Source organism: Micromonospora sp. NPDC002389 (genome assembly GCF_040296095.1).
Taxonomy (GTDB): Bacteria; Actinomycetota; Actinomycetes; order Mycobacteriales; family Micromonosporaceae; genus Micromonospora.
The window spans coordinates 156,329-179,997 of sequence record NZ_JBEOWP010000009.1 but is presented as its reverse complement, the minus strand read 5'-3'; the positions used below and the strand labels follow the sequence as shown (position 1 = coordinate 179,997).

Sequence of the window (23,669 nt, the reverse complement as noted above, 5' to 3'; positions counted from 1 at the left end):
CCGCAAGAGCGCCACCCGGTAACGCCTCTCCACATCCCCGGAAGAAGGTGTCGATCCCCCATGTCCAGATTCCGTACCCGGCTGACCGCCGTGCTCGTCGCGGTCGGCCTCGTCCTCACCGCCGCGCCCGCCCCACCGGCCGCCGCAGCCGGTGGGCCCAACCTGGCCGCCGGTCGCGCGGCCACCGCCAGCAGCGTCAACGGCTCGTTCGTCGCGGCCAACGTCACCGACGGCAACGCCGGCACCTACTGGGAGAGCAGTGGCGCCCTCCCGCAGTGGGTGCAGGTCGACCTCGGCTCCGCCCACTCCATCGACCAGGTCAAGCTGAAGCTGCCGACCGGCTGGGAGGCCCGCACCCAGACGCTGTCGGTGCAGGGCAGCACCACCGGCAGCGCCTTCGCCACGATCGTCGGTTCGGCGGGCCGCGCCTTCAGCCCGGCCGGCGGCAACACCGTCACCCTCGACTTTCCGGCCACCAGCACCCGGTACGTGCGGATCGCGATCACCGCGAACACCGGCTGGCCCGCCGCGCAACTTGCCGAGCTGGAGGTGTACGGCGCGGTCGCGTCCTCGACCAACCTGGCGGCCGGTCGGAGCATGTCCGCCAGCGGCCACGCCGACGTCTACGTCGCCGCCAACGCCAACGACGGCAACCAGACCAGCTACTGGGAGAGCCCGAACAACGCCTTCCCGCAGTGGATCCAGGTGGACCTGGGCGCCACGGTCACCGTCGACCGGCTGGTGCTCAAGCTGCCCACCGGCTGGGGCGCGCGAACCCAGACGGTGACCGTGCAGGGCAGCACCACCGGCACGAGCTTCACCACCCTGGTCGCCTCCGCCGGGTACGCCTTCAACCCCACCAGCGGCAACACGGTGACCATCACCGTCGGTTCGGCCGCCACCCGCTACGTCCGCCTGCTGGTCACCGCGAACACCGGCTGGTCGGCGGGACAACTGGCCGAGCTGGAGGTGTACGGCCCGGCCACCGGCGACACCCAACCGCCGTCCGCGCCGACCAGTCTGGCGTTCAGCGAGCCGGGCAGTGGGCAGGTGCGGTTGACGTGGTCGGCGTCGACGGACAACGTCGGGGTGACCGGGTACGACGTGTATGCCAACGGTGCTCTGCGGGCGAGTGTGTCGGGTACGACGCTGACGTACACGGACACGCAGCCGGCGGGTGCGACGGTGTCGTACTTCGTCCGGGCGAAGGATGCGGCGGGCAACGTCTCCGCGAACAGCAACACCGTCACCCGCACCGGCAGCTCCGGCGACACCCAGGCACCCACCGCGCCGACCAGTCTGGCGTTCTCGGAGCCGGGCAGTGGGCAGGTGCGGTTGACGTGGTCGGCGTCGACGGACAACGTCGGGGTGACCGGGTACGACGTGTATGCCAACGGTGCCCTGCGGGCGAGTGTGTCGGGTACGACGCTGACGTACACGGACACGCAGCCGGCGGGTGCGACGGTGTCGTACTTCGTCCGGGCGAGGGACGCGGCGGGCAACGTCTCGGCCAACAGCAACACCGTGACCCGTGTCGGCAGCACGCCCGGCGGCACCGACCTGGCCGCCGGCAAGCCGGCCACCGCCTCGTCGATGGTGCACGTCTTCGCTGCGGCCAACGCCGTCGACGGCGACGTCACCACCTACTGGGAGGGCGCGCCGGGCGCGTACCCGAGCACGCTGACGGTCGCGCTCGGCGCCAACGCCAGCGTCAGCGCGATCGTGGTGAAGCTGAACCCGGACCCGGCGTGGGGTCCGCGTACCCAGACCTTCTCGGTGCTCGGCCGGGAGCAGTCCGCCTCCGGCTTCAGCACGCTGGTCGGCTCGGCGAACTACTCGTTCAGCCCGGCGGGCAGCAACACGGTCACCATCCCGGTGTCGGCGACCGCCGCCGACGTGCGGCTCTCCTTCACCGCCAACACCGGGTCGTCGAACGGGCAGGTCGCCGAACTCCAGGTGATCGGCACCCCGGCACCGAACCCGGACCTCACCGTCACCTCGGTGACCTCCGCCCCGGCCAACCCGGTGGAGACCGACCAGCTCACGCTCACCGCCACCGTGCGCAACGCGGGCACCCTGGCCTCCGGCGCGACCACGGTCGACTTCGCCCTGGACGGGACGAAGGTCGGCCAGGCGGCCGTCGGCGCGCTCGCCCCCGGTGCGTCGACGAGCGTGTCGACCACCGTCGCGGCCCGAAACGCGGGCAGTTACCAGCTCAGCGCCACGGTCGACCCGGCCAACACGGTCATCGAGCAGAACGAGGGCAACAACTCGTACACCAACCCGACCCGGCTGACGGTCGCCCCGGTGGCCAGCTCCGACCTGGTCGCCTCGGCGGTCACATGGTCACCGGGCACGCCCAGCGCGGGCGCCACCGTCCGCTTCACGGTGACCCTGCGCAACCAGGGCACCATCGCCTCGGCGAGCGGGTCGCACGGCATCACGCTGACCGTGCTGAACGACGCCGGCACGGTGGTGCGGACGCTCACCGGATCGGCGGGCGGCGGCATCGGCGCGGGTGCCACGGCGAACCCGGCCGACCTGGGCACCTGGACGGCGGCCAACGGCCGGTACACCGTCCGGGTGGTGATCGCCGCCGACGCCAACGAACTGCCGGTGAAGCGGGCCAACAACACCAGCGAGCGTCCGCTGTTCGTGGGACGCGGCGCCAACCTGCCGTACGACCACTACGAGGCCGAGGAGGGCTCGGTCGGCGGCGGCGCCCAGGTCATCGGGCCGAACCGGACCATCGGCGACCTGGCCGGTGAGGCGTCCGGCCGCCGGGCGGTGACCCTCAACACCACCGGCGCGTACGTCGAGTGGACCACCAAGGCACCGGCCAACGCCCTGGTCACCCGCTTCTCCATCCCGGACGCCCCGAACGGCGGCGGGATCACCTCGACGCTGAACATCTATGTCAACGGGGTGCTGCACAAGCCGATCAGCCTCACCTCGAAGCACATCTGGCTGTACGGCGCCGAGGCCAGCCCGAGCGACTCGCCGAGCGCCGGGCCGCCCCGGCACCTCTACGACGAGGCGAACGTGCTGCTCAACTCCACCATCCCGGCCGGCAGCCGGATCCGGTTGCAGAAGGACCCGGCGAACACCACCACGTACGCCGTCGACTTCGTCAACCTGGAGCAGGTGACGCCCCGGGAGAACCCGGACCCGGCGCGGTACCGGGTGCCCAACGGGTTCAGCCACGCCGACGTGCAGAGCGCGTTGGACGCGGTCCGGATGGATACGACCGGCAACCTGGTCGGTGTCTACCTACCCGCCGGCACGTACGAGACCGCGCAGAAGTTCCAGGTGTACGGCAAGGCGGTGAAGGTGGTCGGCGCCGGCATGTGGTTCACCCGGTTCCAGACGCCGTCGGCGCAGCAGAACACCGACGCCGGTTTCCGGGTGGAGCCGAGCGCCAGCGGGTCGAGCTTCTCCCACCTGGCGTTCTTCGGCAACTACACGGTCCGGCAGGACGGGCCGGGCAAGGTCTGGGGCGAACTCAAGGACGTCGACGACCTCACCCTGGACAACGTCTGGGTCGAGCACACGGTCTGCGCGTACTGGGGGGTGAGCGTCAGCGGCCTGAAGATCACCAACAGCCGGTTCCGGAACACCTTCGCCGACGCGGTGAACCTGACCAACGGCAGCACCGACAACCTGGTCAGCAACTCGGAGGGCCGCTCCAACGGCGACGACGCCTTCGCGCTGTTCTCCGCGACCGACCAGGGGGCGTCGACCGGCAACCACGGCAACGTGTTCGAGAACCTGACCGCCACGTTGACCTGGCGGGCGGCCGGAATCGCCGTGTACGGCGGTTACGACAACGTGTTCCGCAACCTCTACATCGCGGACATGCTGACGTACTCGGGCATCACCATCAGTTCGCTGGACTTCGGATATCCGTTCGTCGGATTCGGGTCCAGTCCACCGACCCGATTCGAGAACATCTCGTTGGTCCGGGCGGGTGGCCATTTCTGGGGCGCGCAGACCTTCCCGGCGATCTGGGTGTTCTCCGCGTCCAAGGAGTTCCGAGGCATCCGCGTCAGTGACGTGGACATCGTGGACCCGACCTATTCGGGGATCATGTTCCAGACCAAGTACACGGGCAGCCAACCGGAGAACCCGATCACCGACACGATCTTCACCAACGTGTCGATCAGCGGTGCCCGGCGCAGCGGTGACGCCTTCGACGCCAAGTCGGGCTTCGGGATCTGGGTCAACGAGATGCCCGAGGCGGGTCAGGGCCCGGCGGTCGGCTCGGTCACCTTCACCAACCTGCGCCTGAGCGACAACTGGCAGGACATCCGCAACACCACGTCCACCTTCACCATCAACCGCAACTGACCCACCCGCTCGTCGTCGATCATGGAGTTGTGGTGCCGATGAATACCCATAGAAGGGTCAAAACCACCACCACAACTCCATGATCGCCGGGCCGGGCAGTGCCGGGGCGGGGCAGTGCCGGGGCGGGGCGGGGCGAGAGGGCCTGCTACGCGGTCGCCGACGATTCGTCCCGGACGACCGGTTTGTGACCGCGTACGGCGGGAAGTCGGTGCGGGTGCGAGCGTTGTTGACGAAGATCGAGCAAGCGTCCGGGCTGGACCGGTTCGGTGACCGGTTGCAGCGAGCGGTGCAGGGCACCCTGCGCGGACAGCGGGTCCGGGACCTGCTGCACGGCGTCTGGCTGGGCCATCCGCTGCATCCGGCGATGGTGCAGGTGCCGGTCGGCTCCTGGATGAGCGCGGCCGTCCTGGACCTGATGCCCGGTCAGCGGCGGGCGGCCACCGCGCTCACCACGATCGGCACGGTGAGCGCATTGCCGGCGGCTGTCGCCGGGCTCAACGACTGGGCGGCGCTCTCCCGTGACCAGCGTCGGGTCGGCCTGGTGCACGCCGCGTCGAACACCGTCGCGCTGGTCCTCTACTCCGGCTCGATGGCCGCGCGGTTCTCCGGCCGCCACCAGCTCGGCCGTACGCTCGGCTGGCTCGGGCTCGGTGCCGCCGGAGCCGGCGCGTACCTGGGGGGACATCTGGCGTACAAGCAGGGTGCCCAGGTGAACGTGAGCGTCTCCGACCTGCACCTGATCAGCGACGGCTGGCACTCGGTAGCCGAGATGGCCACGCTGCCGCAGCGGCAACTGGTGACTCGCAAGGTGGACGACGTCTCGGTGATCCTCTATCGGCACGGCGAGGACGTCACCGTGATGCTGGAACGCTGCCCGCACCAGAGCGGCCCGCTCGGCGAGGGCGAGGTCACCGAGATCGACGGCCACGCCTGCGTGGTCTGTCCGTGGCACGGCAGCACCTTCCGCCTCAACGGCGGCGAGGTGGTGCACGGCCCGTCCGGCAACGACCAGCAGACCCTGCCGACCCGGGTGGTCGAGGGACGGGTGGAGGCCCGGCTGCCGTGAGGCGGGCCCGCACCGGCCGTACCACCGGGGCGGTAGGGACGGTCAGTCCTTGCGGTGGCGGCCGACCGGCAGCTCACCGGGCGGGCCGCTCCGGACCGGCTGCCGGGCGGCGGCCACGGGCACCGGGCGACGCCGCAGGCCCAGCACCGCACCGATCTGCGCCCCGACGATGCTGGCCACGGCGAGCACGGCGGAGATGGCGAGCGGACGGTTCACCCGGTCCGGTTCACCGGCCCGTGCCGCACCCACCGTCACCACCGGCGGGTGCCCCTCCGGTGCCTCGTCGTGCGGTGCCGGCCGTCCCTGCGGAGTGGCGGCGGGAGGCGGCGGCGTGGGCGTGGCGGACTCCGACTGCTCCGCGTCCGGCGTCGACGGCGTCGGTGTCGATGGCGACGGCTTCGACGGCGTCGGACGCGACTGCTCGGGCGCGGGACGGGCCTGCGCACCGACCAGCCGGCCGGTGGCGTGCGGCCGGGCACCCTGGTCGTTCGCGTCCGCCGGCAGCGTGATCAGTTGGCCGGGGCGGATCCGGTCCGGGTCCCGCAGGTTGTTGAGCGCGGCCAGCTTGCGATAGTCCTCGAAGTCGTCCAGGTAGCGGTCGGCGACCTTGCCGAGGTAGTCGCCCTTCGCCACCTTGTAGACCGGTGCGTCGGTCGTCGTGCGTTCCGTCCGCGACGTCACCGGCTCGAACGCCGTGGCCGGCCCGGCGAGCGTCGCCGGTGCGGCGAACGACGCGGTGGCGGCCGGCGCGGAGTAGGCGGGGGCGGTGTACGCCGTGGTGGCGGCCGTGGCCGCCGGGCTGGCGGCGATGATCAACGCGACCGAGCCGACCAGGGCCGCCGCCGCTCGCTGCTGCCGACCCATCCCGGGCAGTCGGGGTGCCGGGCGGCGCAGCGACTGCGCGCCCAACTCCACGAGCACCGACAGCGCGAAGGTGGCCCAGCCGAACCAGCCGACGATCGCCAGCGCCCGCAGGAAGAGCTGCCCGTCGTCCCGGCTGGTCAGCGTGGTGCCGATCTCCGCGAGTGTGGGCACGTGGTCCGGCAGCGGGTTGCCGGCGAACGCCAGCAACGCGATCGGACCACCGACCAGCAGGCCGATCAGCACCACCAGTGCGCCGAATCCGGTCAGCACCCGACCGACCCGCCGTACGGCGGTGCCACCCGATGCGGCCATGGCTACCTTCCTTCCCTAGGGAGCCCCGGTCAGCGCCCGCGCGGTCGCCTCACCGGAGACGGTGACGGTGTTGGAGAAGCCGAAGAGGCCGAGCATGGCCCGGCGGTAGGTGACGGACACCCGTACCCGGATGACGGTCTCGCCGTCGACCACCGGGAAGGTCACGGTGTGGCCGGTGGCCCCGGCGGCGGCGAGGTAGTCCGCGACGGCCGCCCGGGCCTCGGTCTGGTCGATGCGCTTCGGACCGCCCTCGATGGCGGTCGCCCGGTCGATGGCCTGGCCACCGGTCCGGGCCGCCTCGGCGGCCAGGTTCTCGGCGCGTTGCAGCGTGCGGAGCTGACCGGCGCCGTCGAACGCCATGCCGATGATGCCGAGTACGCCGATCATCGCCACGGCGAGGAAGATGCTCACCCGCCCGGCGTCGCCCCTCGCGGTTGTCATCCCCGGCTCCGGTAGCGGTCCAGCGGCGAGGTGAACGATGCGGTGATCCGATTCCCGCTCGGCATTCTCAGGGCGGAGATCCTGATGTCCTGGTAGGAGACAGTGCAGGCGATCTGCACGGTGACCGTGGCATCCTGCCCGACGGAACTGCTGAACGCCTGGCCCAAGGTGGTGGGCTGGCCGTCGACCGATCCGCTGAAGGTCACCTCCGGCTGGCCGGTGCAGGCCAACCCCCGCCAGTCGAGCTGGCTGCGGACCGCGTCGCGGGCCTCGATGCGAGCGGTGCGGGCGTCGCGGGAGATGGAGGCCGCGCGGGCGGCGTCGTGTGCCGCCGCCTCCAACGCCTCGCTGGCCACCGCGGTACGCCCGGCGACTCCGGCCAGCACCATCATGGCCAGGAACGCGGGCGCCAGAACGGCCACTTCGATCGACACCGAGCCCCGGCTCATGGTGCGGTCCACCGTTCCGCCGTCCCGTGTGCGGTCTGTCGAATGGGGAAGCTGACGCCCGGCACGATCGACAGCGAGCGGCCGGTCACGGTGCAGGTCACGTCGGTTGCCGTGACGGCGCAGTCCGGTCCCGGGTCGTCCCAGTCGACCAGCCAGTCGCCGGCCTGGGTGAGGAAGCGCGCGGCGCGTTCCTCGCCGGCGCCGGCTGGAGCCTGGTGAAGCCGCTGTGCGTTGACTCCGCTCTGTGCCGCGTTGAGCGCGGTGGACCTGGCCACGAAGACGGCGGCGACCTGGATCGAGCCGAACAGCAGGATCAGGATTGCCGGCATTGCCACTGCCAGTTCCACCGGGTTGCCGCCGCGCTCGCCGTCATCGGGCAGCCGATGGTGTCGGATGGCCGTGACCATCCGACACCCGGCGTAGCGGCGGCGGCGCGACGTCATGGTGCTGCCGGCGGTCCGGGGATGCGGCCCATCCAGTTGTTGGCGGCGGTGAGCGCCGCTGCCGTGACCGCCAACGCCACGGTCACCAGGCCGAAGATGATCACGGCGGTCGGCACCGGGCTGTCGCCCCGGTCACCCCGCAGGTGCACAAGTCGCGCTCGCAGCGCGGTCTGTACGTGGGTCAGCCGCACGCCCAGCGCGGCGTTCAGTTCGGTGAGGACGGACATCGGGGCTCCTTCGGTCGAGGTCGAGTGTCAGAGGCGGGCGAGGAACGGATAGATGGCGAAGCCGAGCAGGACGAAGACCAGCAGCGCGCCGGGAATGTCGAGTCGGCTGGTCACCCCCTCGGCCCGGGCCAGGTTGTCGGTGCGGATCTGGTCGCGCAGCGAGTCGGCGCGGCTGCGCAGGGTCTCGTGCACCTGGGCGCCCTCGCTGCCGGACGAGCGCATGATCGCGCCGACGTCGCCCAGCTCCGGGATGCCGATCCGGTCGGAGAGGTCGCGGAGTTCGTCCCACGGCGAGTGCATCTGCATCTGGGCCATCCGCAGTGCCTCGGAGATCCGGTCGAAGACCCAGCCCTCGCAGATGGCGGCGGCCCGTTCCAACGACTGCACCGGGCCGTGCGCGGCGGAGAGCTGCAACGCGACCAGGTCCAGATAGGTGCAGACCGCCTGCCGGAACTCGTCCCGGGCCGCCTCGGCGCGGGCGATCAGCGACCGGTGCGCGACCAGCGCGCAGAGCACTGCCAGACCGATGCTGCCCAGCACCGGCACGGTCAGCGGCAGCGAGACGCCCACGGCGAACAGCGTGAAGCCGAGCAGGGCCGGTGCGGCGAGCCCGATCAACGCGGACAGCAGGAGGGAGAGGGCGTACTGCTCGGGGGTGCGGTCGAGCAGGGCCAGTTGCCGGTGCGGCGGGCGCAGCCAGCGGGCCAGCCCGGTCAGCCAGTCCAGCCGGCGGTCGGCCGGGGCGAGCCGGGCCGTCCCCGGCGGCTGGTGCAGCCGACGCAGCGCCGGACCGAGTGCCGGGGTCGCCGGCACCAGTTCGCGCACGATCAGGAAGACGCCCAGCCCGACCACGGCACCGCTGAGCACCGCGATGGTGAGGTGCAGGTTCACGCCACCACCTCCCGGGGGTCGGGGGCGGGCAGGAAGCGGGCCGGTCGCGGCGGCTGGCTCATCGACCGCACCCAGGCCAGCAGGCCGACGAAGGCGGCACCGAGCACCGCCATCACCACCTGGCCGAACGGCGTGTCGTACGGCTGCACGTACTCGCGGTTGAGTAGCCCGTACCCGATGGTGGCCAGGGTCATCCCGGTCAGGAAGCGGACCGCGAACCGGGGTTGGGTGCGCTTGGCCTCGATCTCGCGTCGGGTGGCGACCTCGGCGGACGCCGCCGCGGCGATCGAGCCGAGCACGTCGCCGAGGCGTTCGCCCCGGTCGGTCAGGTGCAGGATGAGCGCCGCCACCACCTGGTCGCAGACCGGGTCACCGATCTCGTCGGCGAACGCCAGCAGAGCGGAACGGGCCAGCCAACCGGCCTGGAGCCGGGCGGCGAGCAGACGTACCTCCTCCTGGATCTCCTCCGGCGCGGTGCCGACGGTGCCGATGATCGCCTGTTGGAGACCCTGCCCGGTGGAGGAGACGTCCTTGAGTCGACGGGTCCACTCGCCGACCGCCTCGATCCGGGCGATCGCCCGCCGTTCCGCCCGGCCGACCGAGAACAGCCAGGGCGTGCCGGGTACCGCCACCGCGACCAGCACCCCGACCACCGGCAGCCCGGTCACCAGGAAGGCCAGCGCGCCCGCGACCACCGCGCCGATCAGCAACGCCTGGTGGGTCTGCTGTTCACGCAAGGTGCCGGAGCCGCGCCACAGCCGACTGAGCCCCGGACCCGCGCCGGGTGCGGGACCGGGCGGGCGGCGGGTGCCGACCAGCGCGACGACCGTGAGCACCAGCCCGGCCACGCAGGCCGCCCCGGAGACCACCGCGATGAGTTGGATGTTGTCGAGCACGGTCACCGCCGCCCGAGTCGGGTCTGCTTGGGGCGTCGCCACGCGCCCTGGCCCGCTTCGATCCAGCGGCTGAGCAGCCGGGCGTCGTAGCCCACCCGCAGCAGTTGGTCGCGGATCCTTTCCGGCAGGTGCCGGGGGACGGCCCGGCCGTCCGGGCCGGGCCCGAACACCTGGGTGGTGGTGATGCGGCTGGCCTCGCCGACGCCGAGGACCTCCTCGACATGCGAGACGAACCGGTGCTTGCGGCCACCGATCCCGGTCTCGTCCTCCACGTTGACATAGACGATGAGGTCGAGGGCGTTGCCCGCCATCCGGCGGGCCTGGTCGACGGTCATCTCCCGGCCGTGCGCCAGCGCCAACTCGATGATCCGTTCGCTCACCCCGCCGGGGGTACGCGCGTGGATCGTGCACATCGAACCCCGGCTGGTGGTCATCGCCTGGAGCATCGGCACGATCTCCCGGGACCGCACCTCGCCGACGATGATCCGCAGCACGCCCATCCGCAGCGAGACCGGGATCAGGTCGGCGATGCTCACCTCACCGGCCGGGCGGCCGTCCGGCCCGCGTTCGCCGTGCCCCTCCCGTGCCTCGAAACTCATCACCGCCCGGTGCCGTGCGCCGCGCCGAGCCGGCAGCAGTTCCCGGCTCTCCTCCAGCAGCACGTACGGCTCGTCCGGCGGGATCTCGCTCATCAGCGCCCGGATGACGGTGGTCTTACCGGCACCGGCCAGCCCGGCGACCATGATGTTCAGCCCGGCGCGCATCGACGCGCGGAGGAAGTCCCGCAGCAGCGGGTCGACCATCTCGTCCAGGTCGCCCCGCGCCCCGGCCAGGTCGTCCAGGGTCACGTCGAGCGTGTTGTGCTTGCGGATCACCGCGTAAGGGCGGTGGCTGACCAGGAACACGGCGGCCAACCGGCTGCCGTCGGGCAGTTGCAGGTCCAGGGTGGGCTTCGAGGTGGAGAGCGAACGCTCGGTGGCGCCGGCCCGGCGGGCGGCTGCCTGGAGGATCTCCACCAGCTCGTCGTCGCTGTCCGCGATCGGGTCGGCCCAGTCCACGCCGCCGCCGTGCCGGGTGATGCGCACCTGGTCGCAGCCGAGGATGTGCACCTCCTCGATGGTGTCGTCGACGAGCAACGTCTGGAGCCGCCCGAGACCGGCCAGCTCGGCGGTGACCTGGTCGAGCAGCAGCCGCTCCTCGCCTGCGGCCATCGGCGTACCGGCCCGGCGTACCGAGTCGGCGTACTCGGCGACCAGTTCGACCGCGAGCCGGGCGCGCTCGGTGTCCTCCTCGTCGACGGTGAACTCCCGGCCGCGCTGCCAGCGGGTGAGTCGCTCGCTCAACTCCCGGCGCAGCTCGCGGACGATCTGGAAGTCCACCCGGGGCCGGGGTGGCGGTTCGGGTGCCGTCGGTGCGACGGGGACTGGCATCGGCGGATGGTGCCGCCCGTTGACCGGTGGCAGCGGCGGCGCGGTCGAGGTCGCGCCGGGTGGCAACCGGCGGGGGTCCGACGAGACCGGCTCAAACCGCATCCGGCACCCCCTGGGTCACCGGCCAGGCCAGTCGGGCCCGTCGCCGTTCCAGCAGGGCGCCGACCGGTACCTCCAGGCCACGGGCCGCGCGCAGCAGCGGTCGGGACGCCCGGACGGTGCCGCCCAGGCTGAGCACCTCGGCGGTACGCGGATCGTGCGGCAACCGGGCGATGACCGGTGTGTGCAACGCCTTGCTGACCTCGGTCTTGCCGTGGCCGCCGCCGACCAGCAGCAGCCGGAGCGTGCCGGGCTGCACCCGGTGCTCGGCGAAGTCCCGTTCGATGGTCTGGATCATGGCGCGGGTGCCGGAGAGGTCGGGCAGTTGCGCCCGGCTCACCACCAGCACCACCGACGCGGCACGCAGCAGCGGCCACGGCGTGCCGACCACGTGCAGCCGTCCACAGTCGACGAGCACGTCGTACGGCGGGTCGCCGTGCTCCAGCCCGCCGAAGTAGTCGGCGAACCGCTGCCAGAGCGGGATGACGCTGCCCGCCTGGGCCGGGTCGACGACGCCGGGCAGCAGCAGCCGCTCGCGCCGGGGCGCGTCCAGGTCGACCAGTTGCGACCAGAACGTCGACTCCAGGCTGCCGTCGCGCAGCTCGCCGACGGCCAGCTCGCCGATGCCCCGGGGGCCGTCGAGCGCACCGCCGAGGTAGCCGGCGAGCACCGAGCCGCCAGCCGGGTCGCACTCGGCGAGCACCAGCCGTCGATGCCAGCTCAACGCGCAGGCCAACGCCGTCGTGGTCACCCCCGGCGAGCCCTTGGCCGAGACCAGCGCGATGATCGCCATGCTCAGGCCGCCTTGGTCAGCACGACCGCGATCCGATCCTGGGCGGCCAGCGCCACCACGGCCGGTACGTCCCGAACGGCCAGGGCCAGATAGACCACGACCTCGTCGCGGCCCTCGGTGCTGACCGCGTCGGTGACGGTCGCGGTGAACCGGGTGGCACTCGACGAGCCACCGCCGCTGCTGTTGCCGTCGTTGTTCGGGGTGCTCACCAGCAGGACCTGGTCGCCGGGGCGGAGCTTCGGTGCGGGGACCTGGGCCGCGCGCAGCCCGAGGGCGAGCTGCTGCTGACCGGGGCCGAGCAGCGGGTCGTCGGTGAGCTGGGCCATGGTCAGCAGCGTCCCCGGGGCGAGCGAGACGGCCGCCCGCATCCCGATCACCTCGGCGAGCCGGCCGGACGGCACCGGGTCGAGTCCCTGCCCGCCGGCCACCTGCACGGCCACCAGGTCGTCCGCGCCGATCACGCTGCCCACCTCGACGGTCTGCGCCACCGCCAGGTAGCTGCCGGTGGCGCGGACCGAGGTGATCGCGAACGCCGAGCCCAGGCCGCCGAGGGCGATCAGCAGGACGGCCAGGCCGAGCAGGCCGGGGCGTACCCGGCGCTGCCGGACCACCCGGGGTGGGGCGACCGGCGCGTCCACCGAAGGGTTGCCGTTACGGGTCGCCACGCTCATCGGGTCACCACCTGAAGCTCGTTGATCTGGATCTCGACCACACCGGTGGTGCGGGTGACGCCGGGGATGGTGCCCCTCCGGTCGCCGCCCTCCCACGTCACGTTCCAGTGCGTCGTCGCCTGGACCTCGTACGTGTCGGCCTTCGGGTAGCCGCTGTGATAGCCGCAGTCCGGGGACTTCTGGCCGGCGTGTCGGCCATTCCGGTCGTACGCGGTGCCCGGGCCCTTGCAGGTGACCTCGACGCCGTTGCCCATCTCCCAGACGACCCTGTCGACCTCGGCGCGGATGCTCACCGTCAGGCCCCGGTCCGAGGCGGAGGCGGTCAGCGGGCCGAACTGATTGGGGCCGCGTTCCGCCCACATCCAGACCGGCAGGCCGACCAGGCCGGGCCCGATGCTCTTACGGGGGGCGACCCTGGCCCGGGGAGCGACGAGGCTGATCGAGGCGAACGCCCGGCGGGCCAACTCCTCCGGGTCCGGCGGGGCCCCGAAGCCGGGTGGCGCCTCGGGCAGTTGGACGGTATCCACCGAGCCGAGATCGCCACCGTTGCAGGCGCGTGTGTACCACCGGTGACCTTCTTCGGCCTCCGGCTGCGGCTCCGCGAGCTTGTAGTAGCAGCCGTCGTTGCTGTTGAACCAGCCCAGTTCATCCGTGTAACAGGGGATCGTGCGTCCGTTCCACTGGCAGACGCCACTGCCACCGCCCCCGTTGTCACCGCCGTTGTTGCCACCGCCGTTGTTGCCACCGTTACCGGGGGTGCCGGGGTCGTCGTCCCAGACGTTGCAGTTCGGCTGGGCGGGCGGGCACTCGGCGCCGGGGTCGGCGTGGGCCGGCACCGCCGGCCCGGTGGTCAACAGCAGGGCCAGGGCGCTGCCGAGCAGCGCGCGCCGGACCAGCCGGCGACCGGGACGCAGGCGCCCGGTGTCGTCCAGGCGCCGGATGGCTCGCGTCGTGCGCGCGGTCAGCACGGCTGGTCCCGGTGGGCGGCGCCGGTGCTGATCAGCCAGCGACCGTCGGGGTAGCGCATCGCGGTGGCGGTGGCCAGGTGTCGGGAGCCCCGGGTGCCGGGCACGGTCTTCTTCTCGTCGGAGCGGTAGACCAGCCGGTAGCCGGTCGCGTCGAGGCAGTCCTGGATCTCCACCGTGGGCGGTGAGGCGTCCAGGTTGACCGAGGTCACAGCGGGGTCGGAGCGGATCGTGCCGGCGCTGACGGCACCGTTGTCGCGAGCCTTGACCAGACTCAACCGGACCCGGGTCAGCAGTGGGTCACCGAGGAAGCGGGTCAACTCCGGGTATTGCGGGTCGCTGCGGCGGCTCGCCGTGCGGGAGGCGGTGAGATAACCGGCGTACGCCGCCAGCGCCGCCTTCTCGGCGGCCTTCTCCTCGGCGACCCGCTGTGTGTCGGTCGGTGTCCCGCGTCGCTCGGGCGCTGTCGTGGTGGTCGTTTCCTGAGCGCCGCCGCAGGCGGTGGTCGTGCCGACCGCCGCCACCGCGACCAGACCGGCCGTCCAGCGGCTGAGCTGCCGTGCTCGCACCTTCGTGCCCTCCTCGGTGCTGATCCGGCGACCGCCGTCGCCGGCGTTTCCCAGGCGTGCGGTAGTGCGACCGGAGGGGCTTTCCCCGGTCCTGCCCGAATCGCAGCCGCATTTACCTGTTTAGATCTCTAGAAATGCAGCGCCTGGCTGGTGATGCCCCCGTGGACATGGTTGCGCCACGTCCAAGGGGCGAGCATAAGCTGATGCCGGCCGATGCAACAGAGGCAATTCAACCGAACACGCTGAGTCATGAATGGTGGTGGTGTCGGGTGGTTACCGGTAGGTTGCGGGCGTCGGTCGCGACGCCCGGAGCGTCGGGCGGACGCGTACGGTCGGTCGTGCCGAACCGTCGTTCGTGGAGCGGTCAATCAGCCGTTCGTCATGTGACGGGAAATGGCATGTGGTCCGATCTGTCCCCGGTCATATCGGGCTTGATTTCGCGCCAATTGCATTCCATGGGAATTGCATCAGTCTCTCCGGCGCGTTTCGGCCGACACTGCGCGAGTGCCGGAGGAGCCCCGGCCCGACGTTCGTTCCACCACCCGCACCGAGCGGACACACTACGGTCCGTGGTGGGGTCGACTGCGGAGTCTGCCGCATGAGCCGGCGCGACCCGAGCCCGCCGCTGCGCGAGCGGGTACCGGCCGAGCACCCACCGCCGCCGGACGCCCCCGCCACCCGCCGGCCGGGTCGGCGCGCCCTGGCCATGCTGGCGATCACCCCGCTGATGCGGTACGCGATCGCGCGGTTCGCCGTACCCGCCGAGGTCGGCAACCGCTCCGGCTGCGACGCCTGCGGCGCTCCGATCAGCCTCGCCCGGCCGTGGCCTGCGCTCGGGCCGACCGCCCGCTGCGACGGATGCGGCGCGCGGGTCGGCGCGCCACCGGGCAGCGTCGAGCTGGTCGCCGTGGCCGTCCTCGCTGGGCTGCTGCTGACCCGCCCGCCGGTCGCCGAGCTCGCCGCTGCCGCGTGGTGGCTGGCCTTCGCGATTCCCCTGGTCTTCGTCGACCTCGCGGTGCACCGGCTGCCGGACCGGCTCACCTGGCCGGCCGCCGCCGGCACCTGGCTGCTGCTCGGCGTCGCCGCGCTGACCGGCGCCGGGGTCACGCCCTGGTGGCGCGCCACCGCCGCCGGGCTCGGGCTGGCCCTCTTCTTCGCGGTCACCACGCTGCTGCTCGGTGCGCGCGGGTTCGGCATCGGGGACGCCAAGCTCGCGCTCAGCGCGGGCGCGTTGCTCGGCTGGTACGGCTGGAGCCTGCTCGTGACGGGACTGCTGCTCGCGCTGGTCCTCTCCGGTCTGGTGGCGCTGATCCTGCTGGTCACCGGCCGGGCCCGCTGGTCGAGCCACCTGCCGTTCGGGCCGTACCTGGTGCTCGGCACCCTGGGGGCGCTGCTGCTGGTGTGGTGAGCGGGTCGGCTCCTGGTGTGGTGCGTGGGCCGGCGGGGAAATGACGGTCCGCAGGGCTCGTCGTCGCACCCCCAGGAGGCGCTGTGCAGAGCACCCCCGACCAGCCGTCACCGGCACCGGACGACCGGTGGCGGATCGTCCGTACCCAGGACGACCTGGACCGACTCGGCGAGACCGAATCGATCTTCGCGCTGAGCAACGGTTGGGTGGGCTGGCGCGGAACCCTCGACGAAGGCGACCCCTGCGAGATGCCGGGCAGCTACCTCAACGGGTTCCACGAGCGGCGGAAGCTCGACTACCCCGAGGACGGGTACGCCTTCCCGCAGCTCAGCGACACGCTGATCAGCGCGCCGAACGCCACCCTCGTCCGGCTCTGGGTCGGCGGGGAGCCGCTGGACATCCGCACCGGAACGCTGCGCACCCACGAGCAGGTGCTCGACCTGCGGGCCGGGGTGGTGGAACGGGTTACCGAGTGGATCTCGCCCGCCGGGCACGGGGTGCGGATCCGCAGCACCCGGCTGGTGTCGCTGCCGCGTCGCCGGGTGGCCGCCCTGGACTGGACGGTGGAACCCCTGGACGACGCGGTGGAGCTGCGGATCTGCGCGGACCTGCTGGCCAACGAGCGGGTCCCGGAGCGCGCCGACGACCCCCGGGCCGCCTCGACCATCCACGATCCGCTGATCGCCGAGCGGCACCACGCCGACGGCACCGATGGCGTCCTGGTGCACCGCACCGAGCACAGTGACCAGCGGATCGCCGTCGCGGTGGCGCACCGGCTGTCGACCCCCGACGAGATCGCCACCAGCACCGACGCCACCGAGGACCGGATCCGACTCACCCTCACCGGGACGGTCGCGCCCGGCGAGCGGGTACGCCTCACCAAGTACGTGGCGTACGAGTGGACGCCGGTCGACGGCACCGACACCGACGCACTCGCCGACCAGGTGACCGCCGAGGCGTACGCCGCCCGCGAGGCGGGTTTCGACACCCTGCTCGCCGACCAGCGGGCCGCCCTCGACACCGCCTGGCAGACCGCCGACGTGCTGCTCGACGGTGACGAGGAACTGCAACTGGCGATCCGGTTCGCCATGTTCCACCTGATTCAGGCGGGCCGGTCGGACGGCGCGTTGAGCATCCCGGCCAAAGGACTGACCGGTAACGGGTACGACGGGCACGTGCTCTGGGACACCGAGCAGTACGTGCTGCCGGTGCTGACGTACGTCGCTCCCGGAGTGGCCCGTTCCGCCCTGCGCTGGCGGTACGCGCACCTGCCCCAGGCGCGGGAACGCGCGGCCGAGCTGCGGTTGACCGGCGCGACCTTCCCGTGGCGGACCATCGGTGGCGAGGAGTGCTCCGGCTACTGGCCCGCCGGCACCGCTGGGCTGCACGTCAACGCCGACATCGCCGACGCGGTGCTGCGCTACGCCGCTGCCACCGGCGACGAGGAGTTCCGGGCCGGCGCCGGGCTGGAACTGCTGGTGGAGAGCGCCCGGCTGTGGCACGGTTTCGGGCACTTCACCGACGACGGCGGCTTCCACATCTTCGGCGTCACCGGCCCGGACGAGTACGCCGCACTCGTCGACGACAACGCGTTCACCAACCTGATGGCCCGGCGGAACCTGCGCGGTGCGGCCGACGCCGTCGAGCGGCACCCGGAGGCGGGCGGTCGGTTGGGCGTGGACCCGGCCGAGGTGGCCGGTTGGCGGGCGGCGGCCGAGGCGATGGTGCTGCCGTACGACGCCAAGCGCGGGGTGCACCAGCAGGCGGCCGGCTTCACCAGCCAACCGGAGTGGAACTTCGCCGACACCGGGGACGACGACTATCCGCTGCTGCTGCACTTCCCCTATCTGGAGCTGTACCGCCGTCAGGTGGTCAAGCAGGCCGACCTGGTGCTGGCCATGCTGCGCTGTCCGGGGGAGTTCACCGCCGAGGAGAAGGCGGCCAACTTCGCCTACTACGAGGCGCGTACGGTCCGGGACTCGTCGCTGTCCGCCGCGCCGCAGGCGGTGCTCGCCGCCGAACTGGGTCACCTCGACCTGGCGTACGACCTGTTCGCCGAGTCGGTGTTGCAGGACCTGTTGGACATCGGCGACAAGACGGGCGACGGGCTGCACCTGGCCTCGCTGGGCGGCTCGTGGCTGGCGCTGGTGCAGGGCTTCGGTGGCATGCGCGACGACCGGGAGCTGCTCTCGTTCGATCCCCGGCTGCCGGACCGGATCGACCGGCTGGCGTTCAGCCTGTGCTGGCACGGGCACCGGCTGCTGGTCACCCTCACCGCCGACGGGGCCCGCTACGAGCTGCCCGACGCCCCCGCCGACACCACCGTCGACCTGTGGCACCACGGCGAGCAGGTGCGGGTGGTCGCCGGCACCCCGACGCACCGCCCGATGCCGCCGGTGCCGGACTTCGGCGACGAGCCGACCGCACCCCCCGGCCGCCGCCCCACCCGCCGCGCCGCCGCCTGAGCCGGCGCCGCGCAGTGCAGGGGGTTGCTGTGCAGGGGGTGCGGTGTAAGGAAGGGTCCCCTACTAACGCCTCGTGTATAGGAAGGGTCCCTTCCTAACTTCTAGCTGCCCGCCATCCGCTGCTGTACGGCGGCCAGGTCGTCGAAGGCGTACGCCCAGTTGTGGCACTTGAAGCTGCGTAGCCCGTCGATCGGCGAGCGGCAGTCGGTGCAGCGGACACCGGGGATGGCGGCGGGCAGCCCGGTGTTGACGTACCGACGGTCGCCGAGGATCACGGTGGCGATCATCGCGGGGTCGTGGACGCCCTTCAGCGCCGAGGCGACGATGTCGTACCAGGTGATCCGGCGACCGCACTTGGGACAGTCCGGCTGGTCACCGCTGACCCAGAGCGGTGCGCCGATGGTGCGCGGCGGCATGCCGAGCAGCTTCTCGATCCGCCGGACGTCGGCCTCCGGGGTGGTCCAGCGGTGCCGGCCGGGCAGCGACGCGGGTGAGTCGTAGACGGCCTGGAACAGCGTGGGATCGACCTCCACGGTCTCGCGTTCACTGGTCATCGGCGTCCCTTCCGGTGGTCGGCGCCCCCACCGTGGTGGCCGGCGGGCGGCGGGCACAACCGGATCAACGACACGGCGGCCCGACCGGCCCGCGCAAGGGCGCGTCACCGGCCGGGCCGCCGCGCCCCACCCGGGGCGTCGCGGTGACGGCCGCACTCAAGGGGCCGTCGTGACAGCGGCACTCAGGGGGCCGTGGTGACAGCGGCACTCAGGCCGGGTCATCGCCGAGATCGAGGCCGCGGCGGAGGTCGCCGACGCGACGGCGGCCGGCGACGACTGGCGTACGCGTCTGCGACAGCGCTTCCTCGCCGCCCGCGCGGTGATGCTGCGCCATCCGTGGGCGCCCGGCCTGCTCGGCTCCCGCCCGACCGTGCCTCCCGGGGTCTACACCTACTACGACCAGATCATCGCCACGTTGCGCGACGGCGGTTTCTCCTACCGGGTCGCCCACCGCGCCCTGCACGCGTTCGGCAGTCTCGCGCTCGGCTTCGCCCAGGAGGTGTTCCGGCCGGCGGCGGCCGGTGGGGCGACCGACGTCGAGGTCGCCGAGGCGGAGCTGGCCGCGATGGCCGAGAAGCTGCCCCACCTGACGGCGATGGTGGCCGCCGAGGCGCACGACGCGGACGATCCCACGCTCGGCTGGTGCGACAGCCAGATCGAGTTCGAGTTCACCCTCGACCTGCTCTTCGACGGCCTTGAGCGCGCCCGGGGGTGACGCGGGGAGCGGTCAGAGTGGGAGCAGGTCCTCGGCCAGGCCGCGCTTGATCTGCCACTCGCCCTCCGAGCCGGTCGGCCAGGGAAAGCCGCCGCTGCCGAAGACCTGGTTCAGGTAGGCGACGAACGAAGTGGTCGTCTCGCCGATGAAGAGCCCGTCCACGCACCCGTCAGGCAGCACGAAGCCGTACGGCCCGCCGCCGCTGGTGTTCTCCTTGTGCAGCCGGTCCGGCGCGACCGGCAGCACGAACACCCCGGGTTCCTCGTCGGTCGCCTGCGCCTCCTGCCAGTCGGTCCACTCCTCGTCGTGGTACTCGCGCAGGGGCGGCCCGTCGGGGTGGCGGGATCCCTCCAGCTCGATCACCAACGGGTCGGCCGATGCCGAGTCGGCCCACTCCGGGTGCGTGCCGACCAGCCACACGTCACCCACCAGCCGGACCCAGGAGCACACCGTCATCGGCACCGCGCCGAACCGGTCCCGGAGCCAGTCGGCGTACGCGTCGGCCTGCGTGGTCGGCGGGACGTACGGGCGCGGCACCGGTGTCCGCTCGTCGTCGTTCTCGTGGAACCGGTAGCCGGCGGCGGTCAGCCGCGCCACCACGACCTCGACGTTCTGCCGGGCCCGGCGCGCCATCTCGTCGCAGACCGACTGCGCCTCCTCGGCCAGCTCGGGGCGGAGCCGGATGCCGCTGCCCCACTGGTGCAGCTCGTGCCAGACCTGCTCCCGTTGGCCCTTGCGGTAGCGGCTGAGCCACTGCGGCGACGAGTTCATTGCCGCAGCATGGCCTACGCCTCCGACAGTCCGTCGGCTCGGCGCGCCGCGCGGCGGCAGTCGATGTCCACAGCGGACGAAAGGCGGTCCGACGTCGGCATCGTCGGGCACCTGGCTCCCCCTTTCGGTCACTTGTTGCTCGCCGTTCGACGTGGGGTGATCCACGATTTGATCGATCACTTCTCGGGTCGCACACATCGGTTTCCGAATATCTGCCGACCGGTCGGCCTAAAACGGTCTTATCGCCGCTACGGCCGGCGCTCGAAAATCGACGGCCCTGCCTGCGGTCGGCGGCGATCTGCCGTGGTGGGACCGTCGTTCAGTGCGCCCGGGCGGCGACGGTAAACGCGCACCTTGCTTGCTGTGATCCATGTCTCCTGTTAGAGTGAGCGCTTCGGGAGCGCTCCCATGAAACAAGCCGGTAATCGGATCCACACGCGGGGACACGTAGTAGGAATATCTGTGGGCCTAATCAGTGGAATCGAATACAGGGAAGCACGTGGGTTATCAGACAGGTACGCACGACGGACTGGCCGAAGAGATCTTTCGGGAGCACCACAGGCGTCTGGAGTCCGCCTCGATCGCGCTGACCCGTAATGCGCCGGTGCTCGGTCAGCTGCGGCGCAACGTCCACGCGATCGTCACCGACGTGGCGGAGCAATTCGACCTGCCGGCGTCGGCGGTCGATCCGTCCGCCGGTGTCGACGATATCGACGAGGTGGTCGATCACGCGCTGCTGCCCACCGAGATCGGCGTGGACCGGGCGCTGCGCAACATCCATCCGATCGAATCGTTACGGGCCGCCGCGCTGCTCTTCGAGGTCGCGCTGCCGATCATCCTGCGGCGGTACGTCATCACCGATCCGGCCCGGGTCGCGGCCATCGCCCTCGCCCTGCACGACGCCATCTCCCGGCGGGTGTCGCTCTCCTCACTGGCGTACGTGAACTACCTGATCGAGAAGTTGCAGGCGTCACGCCGCGAGGAGCGTCGTCGGATCGCCCGCGACCTGCACGACCGGCTCGGTCACTCGATCGGCCTCTCCCTGCAGAACCTCGACCTGTCCCGCCACTACGGCACGCACGACCGGCCCCGGGCCGACGCCAAGGTCGGCGCCGCGATGCACGAGATGCGGGAGGCGTTGCAGACCGTCCAGGAGCTGACCGCCGAACTGCGCCGCTCGTTCGGCGCGGACGGCATCGAGCCGGCCCTGCGGGGTTACCTCTCGGCCAGCGTGCCGGCCACCATCCGCACCGGACTGACCGTCACCGGCGACGTCAAGGTCATGCCCCGCGAGGTCGGTGAGGAGCTGTACCTCATCCTGCGCGAGGCCGCCCGCAACGCGGTACGGCACGGCGAGGCGACCGAGCTGCGTATCACGATCGTCGCCACGGAGGACGCCATCAACGCCGAGGTGATCGACGACGGTCGTGGCTTCGACCTGATCGACGCGCAGACCGCCGGTTTCGGGCTCCGGTCCATGGCCGAGCGCGCCGACCTGCTCAACGGCCGGTTCACCATCACCTCCGCACCCGGCAGCGGCACCGTTGTCGCGGTCGAGGTGCCGCTCTACGGCTCGGAAGGATGAGCACGTCGGGCACCATCCGCGTGGTGGTGGTGGACGACCACAACCTGTTCCGCGAGGGCCTCAAGGAGGTGCTCGGCACGGACCCGACCATCCGGATCGTCGGTGAGGGTGGCAGCGGCCCGGAGGCGGTCGAGCTGGTCGTCGCCCACCAGCCGGACGTGCTGCTGCTGGACGTGGAGATGCCCGGGGCGGGGGTCACGGAGACCATCCGGCAGGTGTTGCACCAGCGCCGGGAGGTGCAGATCATCGTGCTCACCATGCACGACGACGCCGAACTGGTCCGTGAGGTGCTGGAGGCGGGCGCCAGCGCGTACATGTTGAAGACGATCCTGCGGGACGAGTTGCTGGCGGCGGTCCGGTCGGTGCGTCGCCCGTCGGCGAACGTCCTGTTGGCGGTCTCGCGTGGCACGGTCGAGCAACTGGACCGCCGACCGCCCGGCTCGGGCGGGCCGGGTACGGCGCTGACCCAGCGGGAGCGGGAGGTCCTGGTGCTCGCCGCGAGCGCGCTGAGCAACCAGCAGATCGCCTCCCGGCTGCACATCACCGAGGCCACCGTGAAACGGCACCTGACCAACGCGTACGCCAAGCTGAACGCCGTGTCCCGGGTGGACGCGATCCGCAAGGCGGTCGCCCGCCGGATCATCTCCGACGGGCAACGGCTCTCCCGCTGACCCGGAGAGACCGGAGGGGCGGTCGCTCAGCTCGCGAGGCACTGGGCGATCACCGTCAGGTGCACCGCGTACTGGGTGACCATGAAGGCCCGGTAGGGGCGGCGTCGGCGGCTGCGGTCGCCGTGGCTGATCCGGGTCAGTACGCAGACGCTCAGCACCACCGCGCCGGCCAGCAGCAGTCCGGCCGCCGGCACCAGGGTCGGCTCGGCGACGGCGACCGTGGCCAGTCCCGCCGCGACGAGCAGCGCACCGGTGGCGAGCAGCCCACGCGCGACGCGTTCGGGCAGCACGATCGGCAGGGTGTGCCGGCCGGCCAGCCGGTCGCCGGCCACGTCCGGCAGATCCTTGGTCATGCCCACCAGGCCCATCCAGAACGACAACGCCACGGCCACCGCCGCCGCCCGTGGGTCCGGTACGCCGCCGCCGGCCGCGTGCCAGCCCGCCAGATAGGTGACCAGGCCGCCGGCCACCACCACGCCGACGAAGCCGGGCAGGTTGGCCTTCTGCGGTCGGGGTGCGGCCGAGTAGAGCCAGCCGAGCGCCAGCATGGCCGCCACCAGGACGGCGAAGCCGGGGGAGACCAGCAGGCCGAGGGTCATCGCGAGCAGGCTGAGGGCGGCCGCCGCCCCACCGGCGGAGGCGGCGGACAGCGCCCCGGTGGCGAGCGGCCGGGCCGAGCCGTTGTGCCGGTCCTCGGTGCGGTCGCAGAGACCGTTGAGCAGATACACCTGCCAGGTGGCGCAGAGCCAGGCCAGCGCGCCCACTGTCAGGTCCCGTACCGCGGTGGGATGAAATGGTGGTGCGGCCAGCAGCGCGCCGGTCAGGAAGCGGAGCTGGAAGACGGCCTGCACCACCGGACGGCTCTCCGAGAATGAGAGGCCGACGACGCGGGACAGCGAACCGCTCGACAGCGGATCCGCAATCGACTGAATAGACATCGGCGCCCCTCGAATAGCGACACGGCATTGATGCGTCTATTCTCGGTCAGTCGGGTGGCAATTCGGCTCCGTCAACAACGGCAGATGCTTCTACTACTT

The 23,669-nt window shown here is 71.8% G+C and carries 22 protein-coding genes; 7 read left to right on the top strand and 15 right to left on the bottom strand.

What is annotated here, in order from left to right; genetic code table 11:
• Positions 1-60: 60 nt before the first annotated feature.
• Positions 61-4,347, top strand: coding sequence for a galactose-binding domain-containing protein (locus ABT008_RS19080; protein ID WP_350697551.1), 4,287 nt, complete (start codon positions 61-63; stop codon positions 4,345-4,347).
• 214 nt (positions 4,348-4,561) lie between these two features.
• Positions 4,562-5,413, top strand: coding sequence for a Rieske (2Fe-2S) protein (locus ABT008_RS19075; protein ID WP_350697675.1), 852 nt, complete (start codon positions 4,562-4,564; stop codon positions 5,411-5,413).
• 42 nt (positions 5,414-5,455) lie between these two features.
• On the opposite strand, the gene ABT008_RS19070 is transcribed toward ABT008_RS19075, so the two are convergent.
• Genes ABT008_RS19070 through ABT008_RS19015 form a run of 12 tightly spaced genes read right to left on the bottom strand, consistent with a single transcriptional unit; the run spans position 5,456 to position 14,463 of the window.
• Positions 5,456-6,589 carry a LysM peptidoglycan-binding domain-containing protein gene (locus ABT008_RS19070; protein ID WP_350697550.1) on the bottom strand — a complete coding sequence of 378 codons (1,134 nt, stop codon included), beginning with the start codon at positions 6,587-6,589 and terminating at the stop codon, positions 5,456-5,458.
• Between the two features lie 15 nt (positions 6,590-6,604).
• A complete protein-coding gene (locus ABT008_RS19065; protein WP_350697549.1) occupies positions 6,605-7,030 on the bottom strand; it encodes a pilus assembly protein TadG-related protein in 426 nt (141 codons plus the stop codon).
• Positions 7,027-7,479 (bottom strand): TadE/TadG family type IV pilus assembly protein, encoded by a 453-nt coding sequence (locus ABT008_RS19060; protein ID WP_350697548.1) that lies wholly within the window; start codon positions 7,477-7,479, stop codon positions 7,027-7,029. Before ABT008_RS19060 ends, ABT008_RS19065 begins: the two co-directional genes overlap by 4 nt.
• The gene (locus tag ABT008_RS19055; protein WP_350697547.1) at positions 7,476-7,886 is read right to left on the bottom strand and encodes a TadE/TadG family type IV pilus assembly protein; all 411 of its coding nucleotides are present in this window, start codon (positions 7,884-7,886) and stop codon (positions 7,476-7,478) included. Before ABT008_RS19055 ends, ABT008_RS19060 begins: the two co-directional genes overlap by 4 nt.
• Before the next feature lie 32 nt (positions 7,887-7,918).
• Positions 7,919-8,149 (bottom strand): hypothetical protein, encoded by a 231-nt coding sequence (locus tag ABT008_RS19050; protein WP_350697546.1) that lies wholly within the window; start codon positions 8,147-8,149, stop codon positions 7,919-7,921.
• Positions 8,150-8,176: 27 nt separating this feature from the next.
• Positions 8,177-9,040 carry a type II secretion system F family protein gene (locus tag ABT008_RS19045; RefSeq protein ID WP_350697545.1) on the bottom strand — a complete coding sequence of 288 codons (864 nt, stop codon included), beginning with the start codon at positions 9,038-9,040 and terminating at the stop codon, positions 8,177-8,179.
• Positions 9,037-9,978 (bottom strand): type II secretion system F family protein, encoded by a 942-nt coding sequence (locus ABT008_RS19040; RefSeq protein ID WP_502890456.1) that lies wholly within the window; start codon positions 9,976-9,978, stop codon positions 9,037-9,039. The genes ABT008_RS19045 and ABT008_RS19040 overlap by 4 nt, the downstream gene beginning before the upstream one ends.
• A complete protein-coding gene (locus ABT008_RS19035) occupies positions 9,939-11,468 on the bottom strand; it encodes a TadA family conjugal transfer-associated ATPase (protein ID WP_350697543.1) in 1,530 nt (509 codons plus the stop codon). The genes ABT008_RS19040 and ABT008_RS19035 overlap by 40 nt, the downstream gene beginning before the upstream one ends.
• Positions 11,458-12,258 carry a CpaE/TadZ family protein gene (locus ABT008_RS19030; protein ID WP_350697542.1) on the bottom strand — a complete coding sequence of 267 codons (801 nt, stop codon included), beginning with the start codon at positions 12,256-12,258 and terminating at the stop codon, positions 11,458-11,460. The genes ABT008_RS19035 and ABT008_RS19030 overlap by 11 nt, the downstream gene beginning before the upstream one ends.
• A 2-nt stretch (positions 12,259-12,260) precedes the next feature.
• The gene (locus ABT008_RS19025) at positions 12,261-12,929 is read right to left on the bottom strand and encodes an SAF domain-containing protein (protein WP_350697541.1); all 669 of its coding nucleotides are present in this window, start codon (positions 12,927-12,929) and stop codon (positions 12,261-12,263) included.
• Positions 12,926-13,861 carry a hypothetical protein gene (locus ABT008_RS19020; protein ID WP_502890461.1) on the bottom strand — a complete coding sequence of 312 codons (936 nt, stop codon included), beginning with the start codon at positions 13,859-13,861 and terminating at the stop codon, positions 12,926-12,928. The genes ABT008_RS19025 and ABT008_RS19020 overlap by 4 nt, the downstream gene beginning before the upstream one ends.
• Positions 13,862-13,890: 29 nt before the next feature.
• On the bottom strand, positions 13,891-14,463 hold the full coding sequence (locus tag ABT008_RS19015) for a hypothetical protein (RefSeq protein WP_350697540.1): 573 nt from the start codon (positions 14,461-14,463) through the stop codon (positions 13,891-13,893).
• Between the two features lie 706 nt (positions 14,464-15,169).
• Here ABT008_RS19015 and ABT008_RS19010 point away from each other — a divergent pair.
• Both ABT008_RS19010 and ABT008_RS19005 read left to right on the top strand, forming a co-directional pair.
• Positions 15,170-15,871 (top strand): prepilin peptidase, encoded by a 702-nt coding sequence (locus tag ABT008_RS19010; protein ID WP_350697673.1) that lies wholly within the window; start codon positions 15,170-15,172, stop codon positions 15,869-15,871.
• A gap of 83 nt (positions 15,872-15,954) precedes the next feature.
• Positions 15,955-18,336, top strand: a complete 2,382-nt coding sequence (locus ABT008_RS19005) for a glycoside hydrolase family 65 protein (RefSeq protein ID WP_350697539.1) — start codon at positions 15,955-15,957, stop codon at positions 18,334-18,336.
• Positions 18,337-18,437: 101 nt separating this feature from the next.
• Here ABT008_RS19005 and ABT008_RS19000 read toward each other — a convergent pair whose 3' ends face one another.
• The gene (locus ABT008_RS19000) at positions 18,438-18,890 is read right to left on the bottom strand and encodes a DUF8243 domain-containing protein (protein WP_350697538.1); all 453 of its coding nucleotides are present in this window, start codon (positions 18,888-18,890) and stop codon (positions 18,438-18,440) included.
• 220 nt (positions 18,891-19,110) lie between these two features.
• Here ABT008_RS19000 and ABT008_RS18995 point away from each other — a divergent pair, with 220 nt between their 5' ends.
• Entirely contained in the window at positions 19,111-19,605 is a 495-nt protein-coding gene (locus ABT008_RS18995) for a TetR/AcrR family transcriptional regulator C-terminal domain-containing protein (protein ID WP_350697672.1), read from the top strand.
• Positions 19,606-19,617: 12 nt separating this feature from the next.
• Here the strand turns inward: ABT008_RS18995 and ABT008_RS18990 are convergent, their stop codons facing one another.
• Positions 19,618-20,376, bottom strand: a complete 759-nt coding sequence (locus ABT008_RS18990) for a hypothetical protein (protein ID WP_350697537.1) — start codon at positions 20,374-20,376, stop codon at positions 19,618-19,620.
• A 499-nt stretch (positions 20,377-20,875) separates the two neighbouring features.
• On the opposite strand from ABT008_RS18990, the gene ABT008_RS18985 reads away from it, so the two are divergent.
• On the top strand, positions 20,876-21,961 hold the full coding sequence (locus tag ABT008_RS18985) for a sensor histidine kinase (RefSeq protein ID WP_350697536.1): 1,086 nt from the start codon (positions 20,876-20,878) through the stop codon (positions 21,959-21,961).
• Positions 21,958-22,632 carry a response regulator gene (locus tag ABT008_RS18980; RefSeq protein ID WP_350697535.1) on the top strand — a complete coding sequence of 225 codons (675 nt, stop codon included), beginning with the start codon at positions 21,958-21,960 and terminating at the stop codon, positions 22,630-22,632. The genes ABT008_RS18985 and ABT008_RS18980 overlap by 4 nt, the downstream gene beginning before the upstream one ends.
• A 26-nt stretch (positions 22,633-22,658) precedes the next feature.
• Here the strand turns inward: ABT008_RS18980 and ABT008_RS18975 are convergent, their stop codons facing one another.
• Positions 22,659-23,570 (bottom strand): UbiA family prenyltransferase, encoded by a 912-nt coding sequence (locus ABT008_RS18975; RefSeq protein ID WP_350697534.1) that lies wholly within the window; start codon positions 23,568-23,570, stop codon positions 22,659-22,661.
• Positions 23,571-23,669: the final 99 nt, after the last annotated feature.

Excerpts from the sequence above, each read along its gene's own strand:
- ABT008_RS19080 (WP_350697551.1), top strand. The coding sequence starts at position 61 with ATGTCCAGATTCCGTACCCGGCTGACCGCCGTGCTCGTCGCGGTCGGC.
- ABT008_RS19070 (WP_350697550.1), bottom strand. The coding sequence starts at position 6,589 with ATGGCCGCATCGGGTGGCACCGCCGTACGGCGGGTCGGTCGGGTGCTG.
- ABT008_RS19065 (WP_350697549.1), bottom strand. The coding sequence starts at position 7,030 with ATGACAACCGCGAGGGGCGACGCCGGGCGGGTGAGCATCTTCCTCGCC.
- ABT008_RS19060 (WP_350697548.1), bottom strand. The coding sequence starts at position 7,479 with ATGAGCCGGGGCTCGGTGTCGATCGAAGTGGCCGTTCTGGCGCCCGCG.
- ABT008_RS19055 (WP_350697547.1), bottom strand. The coding sequence starts at position 7,886 with ATGGTCACGGCCATCCGACACCATCGGCTGCCCGATGACGGCGAGCGC.
- ABT008_RS19050 (WP_350697546.1), bottom strand. The coding sequence starts at position 8,149 with ATGTCCGTCCTCACCGAACTGAACGCCGCGCTGGGCGTGCGGCTGACC.
- ABT008_RS19035 (WP_350697543.1), bottom strand. The coding sequence starts at position 11,468 with ATGCGGTTTGAGCCGGTCTCGTCGGACCCCCGCCGGTTGCCACCCGGC.
- ABT008_RS19030 (WP_350697542.1), bottom strand. The coding sequence starts at position 12,258 with ATGGCGATCATCGCGCTGGTCTCGGCCAAGGGCTCGCCGGGGGTGACC.
- ABT008_RS19025 (WP_350697541.1), bottom strand. The coding sequence starts at position 12,929 with ATGAGCGTGGCGACCCGTAACGGCAACCCTTCGGTGGACGCGCCGGTC.
- ABT008_RS19010 (WP_350697673.1), top strand. The coding sequence starts at position 15,170 with ATGCTGGCGATCACCCCGCTGATGCGGTACGCGATCGCGCGGTTCGCC.
- ABT008_RS19000 (WP_350697538.1), bottom strand. The coding sequence starts at position 18,890 with ATGACCAGTGAACGCGAGACCGTGGAGGTCGATCCCACGCTGTTCCAG.
- ABT008_RS18990 (WP_350697537.1), bottom strand. The coding sequence starts at position 20,376 with ATGAACTCGTCGCCGCAGTGGCTCAGCCGCTACCGCAAGGGCCAACGG.
- ABT008_RS18980 (WP_350697535.1), top strand. The coding sequence starts at position 21,958 with ATGAGCACGTCGGGCACCATCCGCGTGGTGGTGGTGGACGACCACAAC.
- ABT008_RS18975 (WP_350697534.1), bottom strand. The coding sequence starts at position 23,570 with ATGTCTATTCAGTCGATTGCGGATCCGCTGTCGAGCGGTTCGCTGTCC.